Origin of the sequence: Sphingopyxis sp. PAMC25046, assembly GCF_004795895.1 — a bacterium.
In the GTDB taxonomy this organism is placed as follows: Bacteria; Pseudomonadota; Alphaproteobacteria; order Sphingomonadales; family Sphingomonadaceae; genus Sphingopyxis.
Genome location: NZ_CP039250.1, coordinates 1615438 through 1635810, shown reverse-complemented (window position 1 = coordinate 1635810; position 20373 = coordinate 1615438). Strand labels below are relative to the sequence as shown.

Here is a 20373-nt window from a genome sequence, read left to right as displayed (position 1 = left end):
CTCTGCTATTTCCCCTGCGCAGCCAGCACGCGCAGAATATTGCCGCTCCACATCTTCTCGATGTCGACGTCCGAATAGCCCGCCGCCTTCAGCCGTTCGGTGACCTTGGGCAGCGCCGAAATATCCTCGATGCCGGGCAGGCCACCGCCGCCGTCCCAGTCGGCGCCGAAGCAGATGTGATCCACCCCCCCAACCTCGATCGCACGCAGCACCATCTTCATATAATCGTCGAAATCGGCTGCCCATAGTTTCTCGGTCTTGTCGAGTTCGCGCCACTGGCGATTGAGGTCGGCCTGCTCGGCGGCGGACAGCGACCCGATCCGTTCATATTTGCCGAACAGCTCCCCGCGCGCGGGCGACATCTTCATCTCCGACATGAAGATGGTCGAGATGCACATCGCCCCGCCCTTCGCCGCGAGCGCCTTCAGCCGTCCCTCGTCGAGGTTGCGCGGATGGTCGTAGGCCGATCGCAGACTCGAGTGCGACAGCAGGATGGGATATTTCGACAATTCGAGCATCTGGTCGAACGCCGCGTCGGACGAATGGCTCGCGTCGATGACGATGCCGAGGCGATTCATTTCGGCGACCCATTGTTTGCCGAGCGAGCTCAGCCCCTTCCAGTGCCCCTCGCCCGTAGCGCTGTCGGCGAATTGGTTGTCCTTCGAATGCACCGGCCCGGCGAGGCGCAGTCCCTTGTCGTAGAACTCCTGGAGCAAAGACAGATCCTCACCGAGCGGATAGCTGTTCTCCATCGACTTGAAGGCGATGAGCTTGCCTTCCTTGTTGAGCCGCACCGCGTCGGCCGCAGTCCGCGCAGGCGCGATGGCGTCGGGATATTTGGCGATGGTGCGGTCGATCAGCTCCGACCGCGCCCGCGCGAACGCCAGCGCGTCGGCATAGCCCTTGGCGGTCAGCGGGCCCTGATCGGTGTAGATGGCGAAGAAGCCGCCATCGAGGTTGCCGTCCTTCATCCGCGGAATGTCGAGCTGCGCCATGTCGTCCGCGAGCGCGTGACGGTCGGCAAAGCTCCAGCCCGCGCGCTCGAAATGGAGCGGCGTGTCGAGATGCGTGTCGAGCACCAGCATCCGGCTGTGCAGCGGCGCCTCGGGCGCCGCCTTCGGCTGTTCGCCACCGGTCGAACAGGCGGTCAGCGCGGTGGCCGTCAGCAGGATGGCGATAGACTTCACTTCTTGTCCTCCGCAGGTTTCAGGTCGAGATCGTGATAGTCCCAGCTAAAGTCGGCGATCTTGCTCACCGCCTTCATCGTCACGCCCGTCACCTTGCCGTCGGCATCGAGCGCGAAGGTCACATAGGCAGGTTCGATCGCCGGATCGTCGAATTTGGTGACGAAGCTGTCATATTGCCAATGATCTAGCCGTCCCGCCATCCGCGGCGTCGAGGTGAAGTCGATCGTCAGCCCCTTCGCGTCTGAGCCGATCACGACATCGCCGTACCAGGGATCGCGGTAGCGCCCGGCATAGCGCGCCGGCGCGAGCGAGGGACCGCTCTGCGCCGGCGACGCCTGCGACTGTTTCAGAAACTCGACCCCGCCCGCGAGCCGCGCCTGATACCAGTCTTCCCATTTCGCGATCCAGCCATAGTCGCCCTGGTCCAGATAATGGTCGAGCAGATCGTAGGTGAGGCCGAGGAGCATGCCGCTGTCCTCGCTGTTCATCATGATCGCGAAGCCGACATTTTTGTCCGGGATCATCACGACGCGCGTGATCGACCCGAAGACGCCGCCGCCGTGCTGGATGATGCGGTGGCCGCGATAATCCTGCACATTCCAGCCGAGCGCATAGGCCTGCTGCGTCGGCTGCGCGGGTTTGAGCTCGGTGGGCAAAGGCGTGATCGGCACCGGCGTCACCGGCGTCCACATCTCGGCCGCCTGTTCCTCGCTGAATAGCCGCTTGCCATTCGGCAGCGCGCCGTGCGCGAGCTGGATCTTGAGCCACGCCGCCATATCGTCGGCGCTGAGTGCCAGCCCGCCCGCGGGCGCGCCGTTGCGGCCAAGCTCGTCGCGTTCGTTCAGCGCCTGTTGCGGACCAAGGCCGCGCAGCGCGCCCGACAGCCGCGCGTGCGGCCACGACCGGTTGGGAACGCGGAAGCGGTCTTCGCTGTCGCTCGTCGCATTTTTCATGCCGCCGGGGCGCAGCACGCGCGCGCGGATGAAATCCTCCCATGTCTGGCCGGTGACCTCTTCGATCAGCTGGCCCGCGACCGCATAAAGGATATTGTCGTAAGCATAGGCCGAACGAAAACTTGTCTTGGGTTTGAGGTACGCGACGCGCTCCACCGTCTGCTTGCGCGTCAGGTGCGTGCGCGGCACGAACATCAGATCGCCCTGCCCCAGCCCGAGCCCGCTGCGGTGGACGAGCAGGTCGCGGATCGTGATCTCGCGCGTGACCCACGGGTCGTACATGCGGAACCACGGCATATGCTGGATGACCGGATCATCCCATCCGATCTTGCCTTCGTCGACCAGCACCGCGAGCGCCGCGGCGGTCATCGCCTTGCCGGTCGAGCCGGTCTGGAAAATCGTCTGCGCATCGACCGCGCCGCGCTCGCCCAGCTTGCGCACGCCCCAGCCGCGCGACAGCGTCGTCTTGCCATCCTCGACGATCGCGATCGAAACGCCCGCCGCGCCAATTTTCTTGCGCAGCGCCTCGACGCTTTCGCCGATGTCGGCGGGCGGCTCGGCCCACGCCGGCACGGCGACCGACAGCATCAGCGACAGGGCAAGCAGGCGTTTCATGGCAAAGCCTCCATATGGGTAGCGGGTGCGGGGCGCAGCAGGCGCCAGATACCGACGGTGAGCAAGGGCAAGACGAAGGTCGCGAGGAACAGCCACGCGAGGAAGCGATATCCGCTGGCGATCAGGTCGACGAGGCCGACACGCGATGCGACGAACATACAGCCGACGAGCACGGCGCCGCCGATCGCCGCGCGGGCGCCGGTGCCGAGCGGCGGGCGGCCGCGCGCCTCGACGACACCCGACACGCGCTCGTTGATCGCATGGATCGCGCCGACCCCGCTTTCGAGCAAAGCGGCGAAGATCATCAGCTGGAACAGTACATGAAAACCCGGCACCGCCATCTGGCGCAGCAGGAAATCGGACGGCAGCGTCTCACCGCCGATCGCGGGATAGAACGCCATCATCGCGACGAAGAAAAGGATCGCGGGCAGCATCGTCAGCGGCCCCGCGATCAGCCCCGCAATGACCGCGTCGCGCTGGCTCGTCAGGTGACGGAGGACGGGCAGGATGACGACCGCCCCGACGATATTATAGCTCGCATAGGTGATGCCGCCTGCCACCCAGTTCCCCGAAGGCGGCGGCGCATTCGCGAAACCGCTCGCGATCAATCCACCAAAACTCGCGAGCGCGAAGACGAGGAACAGCGCGTAGACCGCATAGATCAGCGTCGAGGCATATTTGAACAAGGTCTCGACCAGCGCGGTGCCGAAGGCGGTGAAACCGAGGATGGCGAGCGCGAGCAGCACCGAGCCGGCCAGCTCGGGCCAGCCAAAGGTTGCCGCGCCGATAGCGCCGGCAGCGGCGCCGAAAACCGCGAGGATCAGGACCACGAAGATCAGATAGGCGATTTCGAACGCGATCCACCCGGGGCCGAGCAGCCCTTCGAAGAAGGCACGATAATCATAGGCGCCAAGCTTGCGCGCGAGCGCGAAGGTCAACGCGGCGACGACGCTCCAGATGAGGGTCGCGAGCAGCATCGCGGACAGCCCGCCCCAAGGCCCCGACGGCACGAAATATTCGGCGAGTTCGCGCCCGGTCGCATAGCCGCCGCCGATGATGACGGCCTTCAGCGCGAAACCGGGCAGCAGGAAGCGCTGGAACCAGCTCGACCTGCCGCCCGTCTCGCCCACACTCATGCGAGAATATTGTCCACGAGCGCGTCGAACGACGCGCCGCCGCGAATCGGGTCGGTGACCGGCAGGCCGAGGCGTTGCCGCTCGGCCGCCATCAGCGCCTCGGCCGCATCGGCATCGTAAGCCGAGGTGTTGAGACTCACCCCGCCGCAGCGGATCGCCGGGTTGGTGCGGCTGCCGAGGCGGATCGTCAGGTCGATCACTTCCTCGATGCTCGGGAGCGCGAAGCTTTCCATGCCGAGGATCACCTTGCGCGCCGGGTCGTGGCAGACGACGAATACGTCGGGCTGGCTGCCGTGCAGCAGCCCCATCGACACCGCGGCATAGGCGGGGTTGAAGATCGACCCCTGCCCCTCGATCAGGTCCCAGTGATCGTCGGGCGCATCGGGGCTCAATATTTCCGCCGCCCCGGCCTCGAAATCCGAAACCACCGCGTCCATCGGCATACCGCCGCCGGCGATCATGATGCCTGTCTGGCCGGTCGCGCGAAAATCGGCGTCGATCCCGCGCGCCACAAAAGCGCGGTGCAGCGCGAGCGCAGTATATTTCTTGCCGAGCGCGCAATCGGTGCCGACGGTCAGCAATCTTTTGCCGCTGCGCTTGCGCCCATTGGCGATCGGGATCGACGGCGGCGGCGTGCGCACGTCGATCAGCCGCTGCCCCGTGCGCCGCGCCGCCTCGACCAGCGCGGGAATGCTCGTGAGCCGCGTGTGGAGCCCGCTGACGATGTCGAGCCCCGCCTCCATCGCCTCGACAAGCACCGCGACCCAGGCGTCGCCGATAACGCCGCCCTGGTTCGCAACGCCGATCACCAGCGACTGTGCCCCCGCGGCGCGTGCCTCGGCGGGCGACAGCCGCGGCAAGCCGGCGCTGACCGAGCAGGCGCCGATCCCATATTCGCCGACGCAGCGGTCGGCCGCCCAGTCGGCGAGGCCGAAGGCGGTCTTGGCATAGCCCGCCTCGGTCGTATCGCCGAGGAACAGCAGATAGGGTTGCGGCAGGGTCAGGCTTTCGGCCAGTCTGCCGGTGGGCGCGTTCATCTTGTCCAACTCCAGTTCGCTCAGAAAGCCATGTCGAGCGCGACGCCGATCGTGCGCGGCTGCAACGGCGAGATTCCGAGGAAGCTCGGCTGGTTGAGCCCGTCGGCAAACGTCGATCGCGCCATCTCGCCCTTGTTGTCGAGCAGATTGCGCGCATAGGCGCGGAGCGTCCAGTGATCATCGAAGGTCACCGACGCGTTGAGATCGACCGACGTATAGGCCTTGGCGCGCGCGACGAGCGGGTCGCTCTCGACCAGCGACAGCCGGTTGCTCGCGTGGCGGATGCCGGCGCCGAAGCTGCCCCGGTTACCTCCGCCCAGTTCGAACTCGTAATCGGCGCGCAGCGCGCCGCTGAATTTCGGCACCGCAGGCAGGCGGTCGCCATCGACGCCGCTGATCTCGGGCACGTCCTCGCTCAGCGTCGCGTCGGTGTAGCTGCCGGTGGCGCTGATCGTCAGCCCCGCCGCCGGGCGCAGCGCGAGGCTGCCTTCGAAGCCCTTGCTCGTCGCCTTGCCGCCGTTCGCGCCACCCGACACGCCGCCGAAGGCGCGCGTGACCTGAATGTCGGTCCAATCCATCCAGAAAAATGCTGCATCGACCGACACCATGCGGTCGGCGAAATCGGCCTTCAGCCCGACCTCGTAATTGGTCATGCGGTCGGCATCGACGCTCGGCGGGACATTGGGGACAATGACGTTCGGGCCGCCGGGGCGATAGCCCGTCGCGACGCGGGCATAGAGCATCGCATCCTCGTTGATGTGGAATTGCGGGCTGACCGAGAAGGTCCAGACGCTTTCGGCCGATTCACCCGGATCGTTGGCGCTGGGAACGATCGCGCCTTCGCTGATCTGGGTGAAAGTCTGTTCGTTGCGCGCCCAGCGGAGGCCGCCGGTCACTTCGAACTGCTCGCTGAGCTTGAAGGTCGCGTTGCCGAAGATCGCATATTCCTTGTAGGTCGCGGGCAGCCCGACGATCGCCAGCGGGTCGAGCCCCGGGATGCTATTGCCGTCCATGTCGAACGACCGCACGAGCTGGGCATTGCTCGTTTCCTCGTCGGTGAAGAAACCGCCGATCATCCATTCGAAACGACCGCCGCTCGGCGAAGCGAGACGGACTTCCTGCGTCCATTTCTTGAGCCCGAGGTCGAGCGAAAAGGGTGTGATGCCAGGATCGACCGCGCCGCCGGTGAGCAGCGGGAACAGCACACCAAAGGCGTAGCTTGCATCCTGCACCTGCCGGCTCTGCGTCTGACTATATGTCGTCGCCGACGTCAGCGTCGCGGCGCCGAAATCATAGTCGATCGTCGCCGAATAATAGTCGAGATCGATGTCGTAGGATTCGGGGACATAATTGTTGAACGAATGGCCGTTGCCGAGCCGGTTGCCGTCGAGATCGGCGGCATAGAGGCCATTTCCGTCCGAATCGAGCGACTGCCAGATGCCCGCGAGCTTGATGCTGAGCTCGGGCGTCGGCTGCCACAGCAGCGCGGCACGGCCGCCGCGCTGTTCATAGTCATTCTGGTCCTTCAGCCCCGCATTGTTGACGCTGTCGACCCAGCCCGGCGTCTTGCGCCACGCAAAGCTGCCCGAAATCGCGAGCGTGTCGGTGACGATCGGCGCGTTGGCATAGACCTGCCCGCCCCAGCCGAGGCTGCCCGCGTCCTTGATCGTGAAACCCTCGACGCCCGCGCGCACCTTGAACGCGCTCGTATCGGGCTGAACGGTCACATATTTGACGAGGCCGCCGATCGAGCTGGCGCCGTAAAGCGTGCCCTGCGGCCCCTTGAGCACCTCGATGCGTTCGAGGTCATAGGGCATGAGGTCGATCGTGAACGACCCCGCCCGATTGTAAAGCGCACTCGACCCCACCGGCGCATCGTCGAGATAGATGCCCACGGTCTGGCTGGCGTTGAGTGGCGCGACGCCGCGCAGCGTGATCGTCGTCTGGCCCGGCGTGCCGCCGTTGCTGACGTTCATGCCGGGAACATAGCCCGCATAATCGACGAGCGAGGCCGAGCCCTGCTCCTGCAGTTCCTCGCCGCTGACCACGGCGATCGAGATCGGCACGTCCTGCACATTCTGGACGCGCTTTTGCGCAGTGACGACGATCTCGCCCGCGGCTTCGATCGCGCCCGCTTCCTGCGCCTGTGCCGGCATCGCGGCGATCACCGCGGCAATGCTTGCTGCAACGAAAAGTCCCTTGTTCATCGTCTTACCCCCAGACTTGGGCGAGCAGGCGGCGGAAATTGCCACCGAGCACGGCCCGGATGTTGTCGTTCGAATAGTTGCGGCGAATGAGTTCCTCGACGAGGTCGAAGGTCTTCAATGGATGGTCGAAACCGTCGATGTCGATCTTGTCGCGAAAGGCATAGCTGCCCTTGTAGCTGCCCTTGAGCGCGGCATATTCGTCCGGCTGCATATCGTCATAACCGTGGAGGTCGGCGTCGGAGCCGATCCCGACATGGTCGATGCCGACGAGCTTCGCGACATGGTCGATATGATCGGCCATATGCCCCACGTTGGTCGGGTCGGTCGTCCGCACGAACATGCGCACCCCGGTGATGCCCATCACCCCGCCCTTCGCCGCGAGCGCCAGAATCGCTTCGTCGGTCTTGACGCGCGGGTGATCGACGAGCGCGCGGGCATTGCTGTGGGTGATCGCGATCGGGCCCTTCGCTATCTCGATCGCGTCCAAGGTCGTCCTGTCACCGCAATGCGAGACATCGACGAGCATCTTCTGCTTTTCCATCTCGGCGATGATCGCCGCGCCATAATCGCTGACGCCGCCGTCGACGCGCTCGGTGCTGCCCGACCCGATCCGGTTCTGGCTGTTGTAGGTGAGCTGCGCACAGCGGAGGCCGAGGCGGCGGAACAGCGCGACATCCTCGACCTTTTCGAAATGCTCGGCATTCTGGATGCCCATGATGACCGCGCATTTCTTTTCCGCCTTGGCGCGGTCGAGATCGACGGCTCCGTCGACGAGCGTGAAGACATGGCTGTTGCGCCCGACGAAACCCTGCCACCCGGCAAGAAATTCGAGCGCCTGCTGCTTCGCATCGGGGCCGCCAAGGCCGTAGGCGTTGTGGAAGCCGGTGATGCCCGATGCCCGGAACTCGGCGGCCTCGGCATCGGTCAGCCTGTGCGCGACATAGTCGGGCGACATGGTGATCTTGAGCGGCGCCAGCATGTCGATGACGAGCGACGAGGCGACGAGGTCGACCGCGCGGCGCGAATAGGCCTTCGCCGGGGCCGCCGCGAAGGCATAGGCGCCGCGATTCACCATCGGCGCGGACAAAGCGACCCCGACCGCGCCCGCGAGTGCCGCGCGGCGCGTCATCGGGAATGACGACGTCATTCCAGCCTCCCTCAATGAAATCTCAATTCAAAGACTATTGTCCTAATCAGAAAATTGTCAACCCGTTTAGGACATCAATTTGTCACGAACCCCAAATTTCTGCCGGACAATGGATCATCCCGCCCCGATATTCGACGCCGGGAACCCGATCGCGCGCGAGGAACGTCGGCCCGTCGAGATCGACGATGTCGCAGAGCTGGCCGACCAGATAGGACGGCGCCATCGACAGGCTGGTCCCCATCATGTTGCCGACCATCACATCGAGCCCGAGCTTTTTCGCCTGCCGCGCGATCGCGAGCCCTTCGGTCAGGCCACCGCATTTATCGAGCTTGATGTTGACGATGTCGAAGCGCCCGACGAGCGCGGCGGTATCGACGAACGAGAGCGCGCTTTCGTCCGCGGCGAAGGGCAGCGGCCGTTTCAGCCCGTCGAGGTCGGCCTCGCGTCCGCGCCTTAGCGGCTGTTCGAGCTGCGCGACGCGCGCCGAGACGAGCACCGGGAGCAGGTCGGCGAGCGTGCGGACGTCGTAGCCCTGATTGGCGTCGACGCCGATCCACGCGTCGGGGCGTGCGGTGCGGATCGCTTCGATGCGCGCGATATCGTCAGCAAGGTCGCCCGTCAGCTTGACCTTGATCGGCGCCTCCGGGTCGATCGCTAACGCGGCCTTCGCCATATTCTCGGCGCTGTCCGCCCCGAGCGTCAAGGTCGAGCGCAGAGCCCTGGGCTGCTCAAGCCCCGCGAGCGCCCACACGGGACGTCCCGCCTGCTTCGCTTCCAGATCCCAGAAAGCGCAATCGAGCGCGTTGCGCGCGCCGCCGGGCGGCAGCAGTTTCTGCAATTCCTCGCGCGTTGCGCCGCGCTCGATGTCATCGCGAACCCGTGCCGCTTCGGCCAGCATATGGTCGATGTCGTCCCCGAGATAATAGACCCCGGCTCCTTCGCCGCGCCCGACATGTGTGCCGTCGGATATCTCGGCGACGAGCAGCGCGGTTTCGGTGAAGACGTGGCCGGAGATGCGGAAGGGCTGATGATAGGGAAAACGCTCGACCCGAAGGTCGAGCGTCAATTTCGAGGCCTGCTGCGTCGCCATCAATAGACCATCCCGAAGCCATAGAGGTGGAAGACGAGCGTCACCCAGACGAGTACGAGCGCGGCGAGGATCAGCAGCACCGCGCCGAGCTTCATCGTCCACTTCTGCTTGCCCTTGATGCTGAGCCAGAGATGCCACGCCGCTGTCGCCAGCAGACCGAAGGCGGCGAGCGGGGTCAGGATGCGCAGCAGGTGGATAAGCCAGTCGAGCGGACCGCCGATGCTGCCGATGTCGGCTGAGAAAGCGGCGATCAGCCCGATCCATCCGGCGAGCGCGCCGAGCGCGAGCCAAGCGAAGACACGCGACAGGCGATAGGCGCGGAGCGACTTGTCCTGAAGCGCGAACTCGGCCTTGAAGCTGCGCCGCACCAGCGCACGCACCGGCCATGCCAGCGCCGCGAGCAGGATGATGCCGAAGGCGAGGATCAGCGCGGGATTGAGCCATGCAGCATTGACGCCGGCGGGCGCGGGTTCGAACACCATGAAGGGCGATCCGGCGTCGATGCTCCAGCGCACGACGCGCCCGTCCTTGACCTCGGCCGCAAGACGTTCGCCCGTGCCGGTGTCGCGCCACACGAACGGTTCGACCTCGACCCAGTCGCGCGCGCCCGCGCCGAGTCCGTCGAGCGCGGGGAGCGTGATCTTTCCGTCCTCGGTCAAGCCGATCGACGCCTGCCCGAGCAGGCCGAACAGGCTCATGAAATTGGTGAAGCTGCCGCGGCTGCTGATATAATTGCCGACCATCATCTGCGCATGCTCACGCGCCGTCTTGGCATCGACCTGCGCCGGCTTTTCGGCCGGACCCGGCAGGTAGCGATCGGCGAATTTGTGGAACAGCGCGCTGCGCACCGCTCCCGCCGCGCCGTCCTTGCCCGCGCTGTTCATCGATACGAAAACGCCGGTATCGGCGTCGGGGAACAGCCAGAGGTAGGAGTGGAACCAGACGGTGTCGCCGCCATGCGCGATCGCGCGGTGGCCGTTGACCCATTGTTCATAAAAGCCGAGCGCCATGCTGTTAAGCGGGCCGACGCCGGGGGCCTTGAAATCGTGCATCATCTTCGCGGTTTCGGGCTTCATCAGCCCCGCGCCGTCATTGAGGTGCGCAATCATGAACTTCGCCATGTCGGCGCCGCTCGACGACAGGCTGCCCGCGGGCGCTGGGATCACCATTTCGAACGGCTCGGGCTTTTGCGTGATGTCGGGATAGCCCTTCGACATATGCGGCACGAGGCGCGCGGGAAGCGGCTGGCGGAACGACGAATGCGTCATGCCGAGCGGCTGGAAGATGTGGTTTTCGATATAATTGTCGAACGGCTCGCCGCTGACGCGCTCGACGATATAGCCCGCGAGCGCGGTAGCATAGTTGGAATAGGCCGGGGTCGTGCCGGGCGCGAAGACGCGCTCGGGCAGCGCGAGCGGCATCTGCTTCTTCAGCGTCATCACCGCCTTCGGATCGCTGCTGATCAGGTGGCGCACCGATTCCTCGAAGCCCGCGGTGTGCGTCATGATGTTGCGCATCGTCACCGGCTTGCCCTCATAGGGCGGAATCTTGAAATCGAGATAGGCGTTGACGTCCTTGTCGAGGTCGATCTTGCCGGCCTCGACCTGTTGCATCACCGCGGTCCAGGTCAGCAGCTTCGACACCGAGCCCGGGCGGAAAAGCGTCGTCTCGGGCAGGACGGGCGCACGCTTGGCGACATCCGAATAGCCATAGCCCTTCTGAAGCACGACCTCGCCGCCGCGCACGACGACGACGACCGCGCCCGGAATGCGCCCGCGTTCGAGGGCGTAGGGCAGATAGCCGTCCATCCACGCTTCGAGATCCTTGGGGTCGAGCGCGACCGGCGCCGCAGCCGTCTTGGCAACCGGCGCAGTCGCCTCGGCCTTCTTCACGGCGGGCGCGGGCACCGGCCCCTGCGCCGCGAGCGGCAGCGCGGCAAAGGCCGCCAGCCCGATCATCGCCTTGCGGATGAAACGCATCGCTTTCCCCTTTTGTCTGGCGCGCCTGTCACACCTTGCGGCAAGCCGCGCGACCCCTTACCAAGGGACCAACAGTTGTTGACCCAATAGGGACATAATGATCCTGATTAGAAAATTGTCAAATATGGAATGGAAAAATTGATGGCGGACCGTGCAACCCCGCCGACGCTCGGCACGGTGATGAAGGGCATTCGCGCGCGAAACGGCTGGACGCTCAAGGAAATGAGCGCGAAGTCGGGCATTCCGGTTTCGACGCTGTCGAAGGTCGAGCATGACCGGCTGACGCTGAGCTATGACAAGCTCCAGCAACTGAGCCAGCGACTCAAGATTCGCATGTCGGACCTGTTCGCCGAGGACGAGGAAGAGGCCGCGCCGCGCGTCACCGGACGCCGCAGCATCGCCGCGATCGATCGCGCCGCGCGCGTCACCACCGACAATTACGATTATCATTACCTCTGCACCGACCTGCGCCAGAAACGGATGATCCCGATCCTGACGCGCATCCGCGCCCACAGCGCGAGCGAGTTCGGCGAGCTCGTCCACCATCAGGGCGAGGAATTCATCTATGTCCTCGAAGGGCGGATCGAAGTGCACAGCGAATTCTACGATCCCGTCACGCTCGACGTCGGCCAGGGCATCTATATCGATTCGTCGATGGGCCACGCCTATGTCGTCGCCGACGGGTATGACGAAGCCCTCGTCCTTGGCGTCTGCTCGAGCGCCGACGACGGGTTGATGGACAGCTTGATGAGCCTTCACGGATAACCCACCGAAAATGGAGACATAAATGGCAACGCCCCGGCGCTTCGCACCCTCGCTTTTGCTGCTGTGCAGCTCGATGCTGGTCGCGGGGCCGATCGCCGCACAGGCGCCGGCCTATGACCTGATCATCCGTGGCGGCACCATCTACGACGGGTCGGGCAAGCCGCCCGTCGTCGGCGACGTCGCGATCAAGGACGATCGCATCGTCGCGGTCGGCAAGGTCGAAGGCACGGCGACGAAGGAGGTCGCGGCGAAGGGCATGGCGGTCGCGCCGGGCTTTATCAACATGCTGAGCTGGGCGACCGAATCGCTGATCGCCGATCCGAAAAGCCAGAGCGACATCAGGCAGGGCGTCACGCTCGAGGTGATGGGTGAAGGCTGGTCGATGGGGCCGATGAATGCCACGATGAAGCGCCAGGAGACCGAGCGACAGGGCGACATCAAATATCCGATCGAGTGGACGAGCCTCGGCGACTATTTCGGCTGGCTCGAAAAGCGCGGCATATCGACCAATGTCGCGAGCTTCGTCGGCGCCGCGACGGTGCGCGTCCATGAACTGGGCGAAGGCGACGTCGATCCGAATTCCGAGCAACTCGGCCGGATGCGCGCGCTGGTGAAGCAGGCGATGAACGAGGGCGCGATGGGGGTCGGCAGCTCGATCATCTATGCCCCCGGTTCCTATGCCGAGACCGACGAGCTCGTCGCGCTGACGAGCGAGGCCGCGAAATGCGGCGGCATGTATATCAGCCACATGCGCTCCGAGGGCGACCGGATCGAGGAGGCCGTCGACGAGCTGATCGAGATTTCGCGCCGATCGGGCGCGCCCGCGGAAATCTATCATCTGAAAATGGCGGGGCGCAGCAACTGGGGCAAGCTCGACACGATCGTGAAGAAGATCGAGGATGCGCGCACCGCGGGGCTGCGCATCACCACCGACATGTACACCTATACGGCGGGCGCGACGGGCCTCGACGCGGCGATGCCGACATGGGTCCAGGCGGGCGGGCTCGAACAATGGATCGAGCGGCTGAAGGACCCGGCGATCCGCGCGCGCGTTGCCGAGGAGATGAAGAAGCCCGGTAGCGACTGGGAAAATCTCTATTTCGGCGCGGGCGCCGACAAGATGATCCTCTCTGGCTTCAAGAATGACGCGCTCAAGCCGCTAACCGGCAAGACGCTCGCCGAGGTTGCGAAGATGCGCGGCAAGTCGCCCGAAGAGACGGCGATGGACCTCGTCGTCGAGGATGGCTCGCGCGTCGGCACCGTCTATTTCCTGATGTCCGAGGACAATGTGCGGAAACAGATCCGGCTCCCATGGATGAGCTTCGGCTCCGACGCCGCGTCGCAAGCGCCCGAGGGCGTTTTCCTGAAATCGGGCGCACACCCGCGCACCTACGGCAATTTCGCGCGGCTGCTCGGCCGTTATGTCCGCGACGAAAAGCTGATCCCGCTCGAACAGGCGGTGTACCGGCTCACCACCCTGCCCGCGACCAATTTGGGCATCAACGATCGCGGCGCGCTGAAGCCCGGCTATTATGCCGATGTCGTCGTCTTCGATCCGGCGACGATCGGCGACCGCTCGACCTTCGAGAAGCCGCACCAATATTCGGTCGGGGTGCGCGACGTGTTCGTCAACGGCGTAGCGGTGCTGCGGAACGGCGAGCATAGCGGCGCGACGCCGGGGCGTGCGGTGCGCGGCGCCGGCTTCAACCGCTGTTCCTAGGCGGCGAGCGGGAGCGCAGCGAGCAACCGCCGCTGTTCGGCCGGCGATTTGAACAGGAAATCATGCGGCAGGCCGAGGCGGACGCTCGCCTGGCAATGCGGCGCCGCGCGATCGACATGGCGGTCGGCGAGCCGGCCGGCGATGCGCAGCGCGGTGCGGTCGAGCCGCGTCAGGTCATAGCGCGGGCCGAGTTCGAGCTTGCGGCGAATATGATCGGGCAGCAGCGACACCGACGCCCGCGCGATGGCGCGGTGCAGGAAGCGCGGCACGCCCGGTGCCGCGCGGCCCGACTGGATAATATCGAGGAATTCGAAGATGATCGGATGCGGCTCGAAGCGCGGTTCGAGCTCGGCCATCATGTCCATGAAAGCCGCCACCGTCGGCGGCGTGCGCCGCGCCCCGAACTCGCGACCGATCGTGTCGCCATCGGACATGAAGCGATCCTTGTCGGCGTCGCTGACGGGCCGGACGAAACGGTCATAGGCCATCAGGAAGCCATAGGAGGCGGTCGCGGCAACCCAGTCGAGCAGCACCGGATCCATCGCGCGATATCTGTCGCCCGCCGGCGTTTCGCCCTTCACCTTGCCGTGCATGCGGTTGACCTTGCCGATCACCTCCTTCGCCACGCTCGCGGGACCGTAACAGGCGAGCATCGCGACGAGACCCGTGCGGCGCGAACGCCCGATCGGGTCGGCCTTGTAGGTCGAATGATCCCACACCCCCGACCGGATGCGCGGCTCGGCGAATTCGAGCAGCACCGCCGCGATGCCGCCGATGCCGAGCGCGATCGGATTCTTGTAGACGCGCCACTGGACGCTGTCGGGCGCGAGCAGCGCGGGTTCGCCGGGGGGCGCGGCGAAATCGATCGCCGTCCCCAGATAATCGTCCTGCATCGGCGCACGCACCACTCTCTGTCGCTCCTTCAGAAGTCATAACCCACAGAGAGGCCCCAGGTTCGCGGCTGGTTGGCAAAGCGCACGACGACATTGGCGTTGCTCGCCACCGCCGACCAATAATATTTGTCGAACAGGTTCTTTGCCCAGAGCGAGACAGACCAGCCGCTTTCATGTTTGAGGCCAAGGCTCGCATTGACCGTGCCATAGGCATCGACCTTGTAGAGATCGAGATCCTCGAAGATCGTGTTCGACTTGCTCTGGTACCGCGCACTCACTGCGCCGGTCAGGTTCAGCGTATCGCTGACCGGCGTGTCATAGGCGATCGTCACACTGCCCTGGAATTCGGGGCTGTAGATGAATTCGGCTCCGTCGAAATTCTCGGGCTGCCCCGCGGCGTTGGTGCCGTCATAATCGTTGATCCGCGTCTTCAGCCACAGCGCGTTGGCGGCGAGCGTCAGCCCCGTCGCCGGGCGGATCGTCAGCTCGCCCTCGACGCCGTAAGCTTCGCTGTCGGGCACATTGTCGAGGCGCGAGAGCGCGGTGTAGATCGGATCGGCGAAATAGGTGCTGATCTGCTTGTCGCGATAATCGTAATAGAAGGCCGAAAGATTGGCCTGAACCAGCCGATCCGCCAGCGTCGCCTTCACGCCCACTTCATAGGCGGTGAGCTTTTCCTGCGTCACCGGCGCATTCTGGCGCGCGAGGTTCGCCGCGTTGATCGGCGTCGTCCCCGATTTATAGCCGCGCGAGACCGAGGCGTAGAGCAAGGTGTCGTCGTTCGGCGACCAGTCGAGCGCGGCGCGCCAGGCGACGTTGTTTTCGTCGAGCAGCGACTGGACCTCGCCGAAGGTGCCCGTCGCGGGATCGAAAGTGTTGCACTGCCCCTCGGCGATTTCGGGGGCGAGCACGCCATAGGTCTGGAAATAGAGCGCGCGGTTCACGACATTGACGTTGGGCAACATATTGCCGTTGAAGTCGCGCGAGCAGCCGTTGTAGCGCTGCTTGTCCTCGGTATAGCGCACCCCGACGGTCAGCTTGAGCTGGTCGGTCAGTTCGGCATCGGCGTTGCCGAAAATGCTCCATGTCTTGGTGCGGATACGGCCGAAATCCTCGTAGGTGCGGAAAGCCTGCGAAAGTTCGAGCGGGGTGTAGCCGCCCGAATTGAACGGCGTTCCTAGCAAGGGCACGCCCGCACCGCGGATCAGCCCGACATTGGCATTCTGGCCGAGCAAAGTGCGGTTGGAGTCGATGATCCGGTCGTTGGCATAATAGGCGCCGACGAGCCAGTTCACCGCGCCGCTTTCGCCTTCCAGATGCAGTTCCTGCGCGAAGCTCTTGATCCGCCCGACGGTGTTCTGGAGCAGGATTTCGAACGGCGCACCGCTCCAGTCGGAGAGCGCGTTGCGCTTGAAATCATTGTAGCTGGTGAGCGAGACGAGCTTCATCGTCTCGCCGAGATCCTGATCCCAGCGCAGCTTCAAGCCCCAGAAACGATTGTCCTCGGCGAGCGGGCCGGCGAGGCCGAGCCCGGTGCCGATATCGGCAGAACGCGACGCTTCGGGAGCCCAATCGGCCCGGCTCGCCTTGGTCGGGAAATTCGCGCCGAGATAGTCGGCGAGCCCCGGCGCATTGAAGAAGCGCGAATTGCTGGTGCCGCTGACGGGGTTGGTGGCGGGGGTGAAACCGATCCCCTGCCCCGCGACGGTATCCGACCTGTTGCGCCACCAGGTCACCGACAGGTCGAAATGCGTCCCCGGCGCAGGGTCGATGGCAAGCGAGCCGCGGATGCCCAGCTTGTCGACCTCGCCCAGCCGTTCGCCCCGCGTGTTACTGACCTGCCAGCCCTTGTCGCTATTCTCGCTGCGAAAGGCGATGCGCGCGGCGATGCCTTCGCCAAGCGGGCCCGAGATATGGCCGCCGATATTCCAGGTCTGGTAATTGCCAAGGTCGGCCTTGATGCTGCCCTCGAAGCTGTCGGTCGGCTTGGCGGTGATGAAGTTGATCAGGCCCGCGGTGGTGTTGCGGCCATAGAGCGTGCCTTGCGGCCCCTTCAGCACCTCGACGCGCTCGAGGTCCATCACCGGGCCGGTGTTCATGATCGGATAGGCATAGGCGACCTCGTCGACATAAGTACCCACCGTCGAGGTCGACGACAGGTTGATCGTATTGAAGCCGATCCCGCGCAGCGTATAGGTCGGAACCCCCTGATAGCTTTGCGAGACGGTAAAGCTCGGCGCCACCGCGGTCAGGTCGCGCAGGTCGGTCACGCGCAGATTTTCGAGCGTTTCGGCATCGACCGCCTGGATCGCCATGCCGACGTCGTTCATCGATTCGGCGCGGCGCTGGGCGGTGACGATGATGTCGCCTTCGGCCGCGACGCTGTCGGGCGCGGTTTCCTCCGCCGCAAAGGCCGGAGCCGCGACGACGAGCCCCATCGCCGAACCGGCGGCCAGGAAAATACGCATTGCCTTCATCACTCATCCTCCCTCAAACACCTTGTCGCGGGGCTCGTCTTTGTGCGAGCGTCGCGCGAAACCGGACCGTGACAGAACAAGGGATTGCGGCCGCGCGAACAAGCTGACACCTGTGTCAGGGAGCGGAGGGAAAAGCGCGTGATCGACGAAAGGGCCGAATGCTGGGCGGACATGCCGGCACTGATCGCGGCGGTGCAAGCCGCGGGCGACGCGGTCGGCCTGCCCTATGTCGCGGCGCAGGCCGACCTTGGCGATCCAGAACCGATGAGCGACGCCGACGGGCGCCCCTATGCCGAAACCAGCTTTCGCTGGATCGATCCGGATTACGCCTATTGGCGCGACCGCAAACTGGCCTTGCATATCGCCTTCCTGACCGCGGCACGGCTGGTCGGCGAACCCTTTTACTACAGCGACGGCCGCCTTCGCACCTGGCGCCCGACGCAATTGCTCGACGAGGTCGATTGCTCGCAGGCGAAGAACACACCCAATTTCGGCGAAGCGATTGTCGCGCCGGTGCATCTGCCGCGCGGGCTGGTCGGCGCGGTCTTCTGGTGCTCGCGCGAGCCCGTCGGGGTCGAAGCGGTCTTCGCCGATCAGGCGGGCCATTTGCACAATCTCGCGGTCAAGCTGGTCGCGACGCATAACGAAGCGCGCGGCCGCCCGCGCAACGCCACGGTGCCGCAAACGCTGACGCGGCGCGAGGTCCAGTGCCTGCGCTGGGCGGCGGCTGGCAAGACCGACGGCGAGATCGGGATCATCCTGTCGCTGTCGGTGTCGACGGTGCGCTTCCACCTCCGCAACGCCGCGGCGAAGCTCGGCGCGACGGGGCGCGCGCAGTCGATCCAGATCGCGGCGGGGCTCGGCTTCGTCGGCGCGCGCGCGGCCTGATGCAGGTGCCAGCTTGGCCCGGCATCGGCGGGAGGCCTAAGCCGTAGCCATGGACATGCTGAACGATCCGGCGCTGATCGCCTTCCGCGACGAGGTTCGCGCCTTCCTCGCCGCGCACCTGCCCGACGATATTCGCCTCGCGGCGGGGCGCGCGACCAGCGTCTTCATCGACCCCGACGTGTCGCTGCCGTGGCAGCGCATCCTGCATGCGCGCGGCTGGGCGGCGCCCGACTGGCCGGCCGAGTTCGGCGGCCCCGGCTGGAACGAGATCGAACGCTATATATTTGCCGCCGAATGCGCGCTGGCGGGGGCGCCCAACCTTGCGCCGATGGGGCTGAAAATGGTCGCCCCGGTGATCATGCATTATGGCGCTCCCGAACAGCGCGCCCATTATCTGCCGCGCATATTGTCGGGCGAGGATTATTGGTGCCAGGGCTTTTCGGAACCGGAAGCGGGTTCCGACCTTGCCGCGTTGCAACTGCGCGCGGTGCCCGACGGCGACGATTATGTCCTGAACGGCTCGAAGATCTGGACCACCCACGCGCATTTCGCGAACCGCATGTTTGCGCTCGTCCGCACCTCGAACGAAGGCAAGCCGCAGGCGGGAATCAGCTTCCTGCTGCTCGACATGCAAACGCCGGGCATCACGGTCGAGCCGATCCGCACGCTCGCGGGGGATCATGAACTCAACCAGGTCTTTTTTGACGAGGTCCGCGTACCGCGGGCAAACCGGCTCGGCGGCGAGAATGAGGGCTGGTCGGTCGCCAAACATCTGCTGACCTTCGAACGCGGCGGCAAATATGCGCCGGGGCTGATCGGCCGCCTCGAACGGCTGCGCGCGCGCGAAGATATCGATCCGGTGCTTCGCGCGCAGCTCGACCGCGAAGCGGTGACGCTGAAGGCGTTGCAGGCGCTCGAGCTGAAGGCGATGCGCGGGGTCGGCGGCAGTCCGGCGCTTTACGCCTCGGCGCTCAAGATCATCGGGACCGAGGCCGCGCAGCGGATCGACACGCTGGCGTGCGAGGTCGCGGGTTACGCCGGATGGGCCGACGCCGACGGGCAGACTCCCGCCGAGCTGGCGGTCGCGGTGCCGCGCTATCTCAACGACAGGGCGGCGAGCATCTATGCGGGGTCGAACGAAATCCAGCGCGACCTGATCGCGCGGACGATGCTGGGCTAGGCAGCCGCCTCGGCAAAGCGCGCGAGGTGACCGGCGCGCGGGCCGAATGCGGCCGCAATCGCCAGCGCGCGCTTGAAAGAGCCACCAAGGCTCAGTTCCTCGGTAAGCCCCATCGCGCCGTGAATCTGCACCGCGCTTTCGCCGACGATCCGCACCGCGTCGCCGACCTCGATACATGCCGCGCTGACCGCCTGCGCCCGATCGGGGCCGCCCTGATCGACCGCTGCGATCGCCACCTCGGTGAGCGCGACCGCCTTCATCATCGCGAGCTGCATGTCGGCCGCCCGATGGCGCAGCGACTGGAAACGGCCGATCTCGACCCCGAACTGTCTGCGCTGGCCCAGATAGTCGACGCTGTCGGCGATCATGCGCTGCATCAGGCCGGCGGCCTCGGCACAGCGCCCGGCCAGGATCAGATCGTTCGCATAATCGGCCAGCGCCCGCGCTTCGTTCCCGTCCGCCAGCAGGTCCGCATCGCCCGGCTTGAGCGTGAAGGAAAGGTCGGCCGAGACGCTGCCGTCGTGCATGATGCGGTGGCGCTGCTCGACCTTGTCGCCGTCGGCGGCGACGAGCAGCAGCGCGTCGTCGTTTGCGAGCAGCAGCAGGTCGGCCTCGGCCGCGCCCGCGACCAGCGTCGCGCCGCCGCGCACCAGCTCGCCTTCGACAGCGGGCATCGACGCGGTCGAAGCGGCGCAGAGGATCGCGATGCGACGATGCCCCGCCGCCAGATCGCCGAGCGCGGGATGCTCGGGCGCCGCGCGCGCCAAAAGCGCCGTCGCCGCGACGTGCGAGAGCCAGTCGGCGCCCGCGAGCGCCGGGCCAAGTTCGGCCATCACGATCGCAATGTCGACCGCGCCGCCGCCGAAACCGCCCACGCTTTCGGGCAAAGCAATTCCGGCCAGGCCGAGTGATTCCGAAAGATCGTGCCAGCCGGGCCGCGCATTGTCGGCAAGGAAACGCTGGACGCTCGCCCGGAGCATATTTTGCTCATCACGAAGCGGAAGGTCGAGGGCGGCCATGTCAGAGGGCCGAACCGGCAGGGCGCGGCGATTGGTCGGTGTATGTCATTTGCTCTCCCGCTTCCCTTGTGCAGCGCGGC

15 protein-coding genes are annotated in these 20373 nt (G+C 65.5%); 4 read left to right on the top strand and 11 right to left on the bottom strand.

Going from position 1 to position 20373, the window contains the following annotated elements; translation table 11 throughout:
- Window positions 1-5: 5 nt before the first annotated feature.
- The 8 genes from E5675_RS07575 to E5675_RS07540 all read right to left on the bottom strand — a co-directional run bounded on the left by E5675_RS07575 (window position 6) and on the right by E5675_RS07540 (window position 11351).
- Complete coding sequence (locus tag E5675_RS07575) at window positions 6-1187, bottom strand: dipeptidase (RefSeq protein WP_136173986.1); 1182 nt, start codon at window positions 1185-1187, stop codon at window positions 6-8.
- Entirely contained in the window at window positions 1184-2755 is a 1572-nt protein-coding gene (locus tag E5675_RS07570; protein WP_136173985.1) for a serine hydrolase, read from the bottom strand. The genes E5675_RS07575 and E5675_RS07570 overlap by 4 nt, the downstream gene beginning before the upstream one ends.
- Window positions 2752-3891 carry a hypothetical protein gene (locus E5675_RS07565; RefSeq protein ID WP_136173984.1) on the bottom strand — a complete coding sequence of 380 codons (1140 nt, stop codon included), beginning with the start codon at window positions 3889-3891 and terminating at the stop codon, window positions 2752-2754. Before E5675_RS07565 ends, E5675_RS07570 begins: the two co-directional genes overlap by 4 nt.
- A complete protein-coding gene (locus E5675_RS07560; RefSeq protein ID WP_136173983.1) occupies window positions 3888-4928 on the bottom strand; it encodes a DUF1611 domain-containing protein in 1041 nt (346 codons plus the stop codon). Before E5675_RS07560 ends, E5675_RS07565 begins: the two co-directional genes overlap by 4 nt.
- 20 nt (window positions 4929-4948) lie before the next feature.
- The gene (locus E5675_RS07555; RefSeq protein ID WP_136173982.1) at window positions 4949-7135 is read right to left on the bottom strand and encodes a TonB-dependent receptor; all 2187 of its coding nucleotides are present in this window, start codon (window positions 7133-7135) and stop codon (window positions 4949-4951) included.
- 4 nt (window positions 7136-7139) lie between these two features.
- Window positions 7140-8282 carry a membrane dipeptidase gene (locus E5675_RS07550; RefSeq protein WP_136173981.1) on the bottom strand — a complete coding sequence of 381 codons (1143 nt, stop codon included), beginning with the start codon at window positions 8280-8282 and terminating at the stop codon, window positions 7140-7142.
- A gap of 82 nt (window positions 8283-8364) precedes the next feature.
- On the bottom strand, window positions 8365-9372 hold the full coding sequence (locus tag E5675_RS07545; RefSeq protein WP_136173980.1) for a dipeptide epimerase: 1008 nt from the start codon (window positions 9370-9372) through the stop codon (window positions 8365-8367).
- Window positions 9372-11351, bottom strand: a complete 1980-nt coding sequence (locus E5675_RS07540; RefSeq protein ID WP_136173979.1) for a serine hydrolase domain-containing protein — start codon at window positions 11349-11351, stop codon at window positions 9372-9374. Before E5675_RS07540 ends, E5675_RS07545 begins: the two co-directional genes overlap by 1 nt.
- Before the next feature lie 141 nt (window positions 11352-11492).
- Here E5675_RS07540 and E5675_RS07535 point away from each other — a divergent pair, with 141 nt between their 5' ends.
- Complete coding sequence (locus E5675_RS07535) at window positions 11493-12116, top strand: XRE family transcriptional regulator (protein ID WP_136173978.1); 624 nt, start codon at window positions 11493-11495, stop codon at window positions 12114-12116.
- 22 nt (window positions 12117-12138) lie between these two features.
- Window positions 12139-13836 (top strand): D-aminoacylase, encoded by a 1698-nt coding sequence (locus tag E5675_RS07530; protein WP_136173977.1) that lies wholly within the window; start codon window positions 12139-12141, stop codon window positions 13834-13836.
- Here the strand turns inward: E5675_RS07530 and E5675_RS07525 are convergent.
- Together E5675_RS07525 and E5675_RS07520 are read right to left on the bottom strand one after the other, a co-directional pair.
- Complete coding sequence (locus tag E5675_RS07525; protein WP_247594825.1) at window positions 13833-14744, bottom strand: oxygenase MpaB family protein; 912 nt, start codon at window positions 14742-14744, stop codon at window positions 13833-13835. The genes E5675_RS07530 and E5675_RS07525 overlap by 4 nt on opposite strands.
- Window positions 14745-14758: 14 nt before the next feature.
- Window positions 14759-17197: a TonB-dependent receptor gene (locus E5675_RS07520; protein ID WP_247594824.1), complete on the bottom strand. Its 2439-nt coding sequence runs from the start codon at window positions 17195-17197 to the stop codon at window positions 14759-14761.
- Window positions 17198-17344: 147 nt separating this feature from the next.
- On the opposite strand from E5675_RS07520, the gene E5675_RS07515 reads away from it, so the two are divergent.
- Window positions 17345-18094: a helix-turn-helix transcriptional regulator gene (locus E5675_RS07515; RefSeq protein ID WP_247594823.1), complete on the top strand. Its 750-nt coding sequence runs from the start codon at window positions 17345-17347 to the stop codon at window positions 18092-18094.
- 49 nt (window positions 18095-18143) lie between these two features.
- A complete protein-coding gene (locus E5675_RS07510) occupies window positions 18144-19274 on the top strand; it encodes an acyl-CoA dehydrogenase family protein (RefSeq protein WP_168707812.1) in 1131 nt (376 codons plus the stop codon).
- On the opposite strand, the gene E5675_RS07505 is transcribed toward E5675_RS07510, so the two are convergent.
- Complete coding sequence (locus tag E5675_RS07505; RefSeq protein ID WP_247594822.1) at window positions 19271-20254, bottom strand: acyl-CoA dehydrogenase family protein; 984 nt, start codon at window positions 20252-20254, stop codon at window positions 19271-19273. The two genes, E5675_RS07510 and E5675_RS07505, sit on opposite strands and share 4 nt — an antisense overlap.
- Window positions 20255-20373: the final 119 nt, after the last annotated feature.

Bases quoted from the DNA above. Each gene is read 5' to 3' on its own strand.
- E5675_RS07520 (WP_247594824.1), bottom strand. From the start codon at position 17,197: ATGCGTATTTTCCTGGCCGCCGGTTCGGCGATGGGGCTCGTCGTCGCG.
- E5675_RS07570 (WP_136173985.1), bottom strand. From the start codon at position 2,755: ATGAAACGCCTGCTTGCCCTGTCGCTGATGCTGTCGGTCGCCGTGCCG.
- E5675_RS07560 (WP_136173983.1), bottom strand. From the start codon at position 4,928: ATGAACGCGCCCACCGGCAGACTGGCCGAAAGCCTGACCCTGCCGCAA.
- E5675_RS07550 (WP_136173981.1), bottom strand. From the start codon at position 8,282: ATGACGTCGTCATTCCCGATGACGCGCCGCGCGGCACTCGCGGGCGCG.
- E5675_RS07540 (WP_136173979.1), bottom strand. From the start codon at position 11,351: ATGCGTTTCATCCGCAAGGCGATGATCGGGCTGGCGGCCTTTGCCGCG.
- E5675_RS07530 (WP_136173977.1), top strand. From the start codon at position 12,139: ATGGCAACGCCCCGGCGCTTCGCACCCTCGCTTTTGCTGCTGTGCAGC.
- E5675_RS07505 (WP_247594822.1), bottom strand. From the start codon at position 20,254: ATGCTCCGGGCGAGCGTCCAGCGTTTCCTTGCCGACAATGCGCGGCCC.
- E5675_RS07565 (WP_136173984.1), bottom strand. From the start codon at position 3,891: ATGAGTGTGGGCGAGACGGGCGGCAGGTCGAGCTGGTTCCAGCGCTTC.
- E5675_RS07545 (WP_136173980.1), bottom strand. From the start codon at position 9,372: ATGGCGACGCAGCAGGCCTCGAAATTGACGCTCGACCTTCGGGTCGAG.
- E5675_RS07535 (WP_136173978.1), top strand. From the start codon at position 11,493: ATGGCGGACCGTGCAACCCCGCCGACGCTCGGCACGGTGATGAAGGGC.
- E5675_RS07555 (WP_136173982.1), bottom strand. From the start codon at position 7,135: ATGAACAAGGGACTTTTCGTTGCAGCAAGCATTGCCGCGGTGATCGCC.
- E5675_RS07510 (WP_168707812.1), top strand. From the start codon at position 18,144: ATGGACATGCTGAACGATCCGGCGCTGATCGCCTTCCGCGACGAGGTT.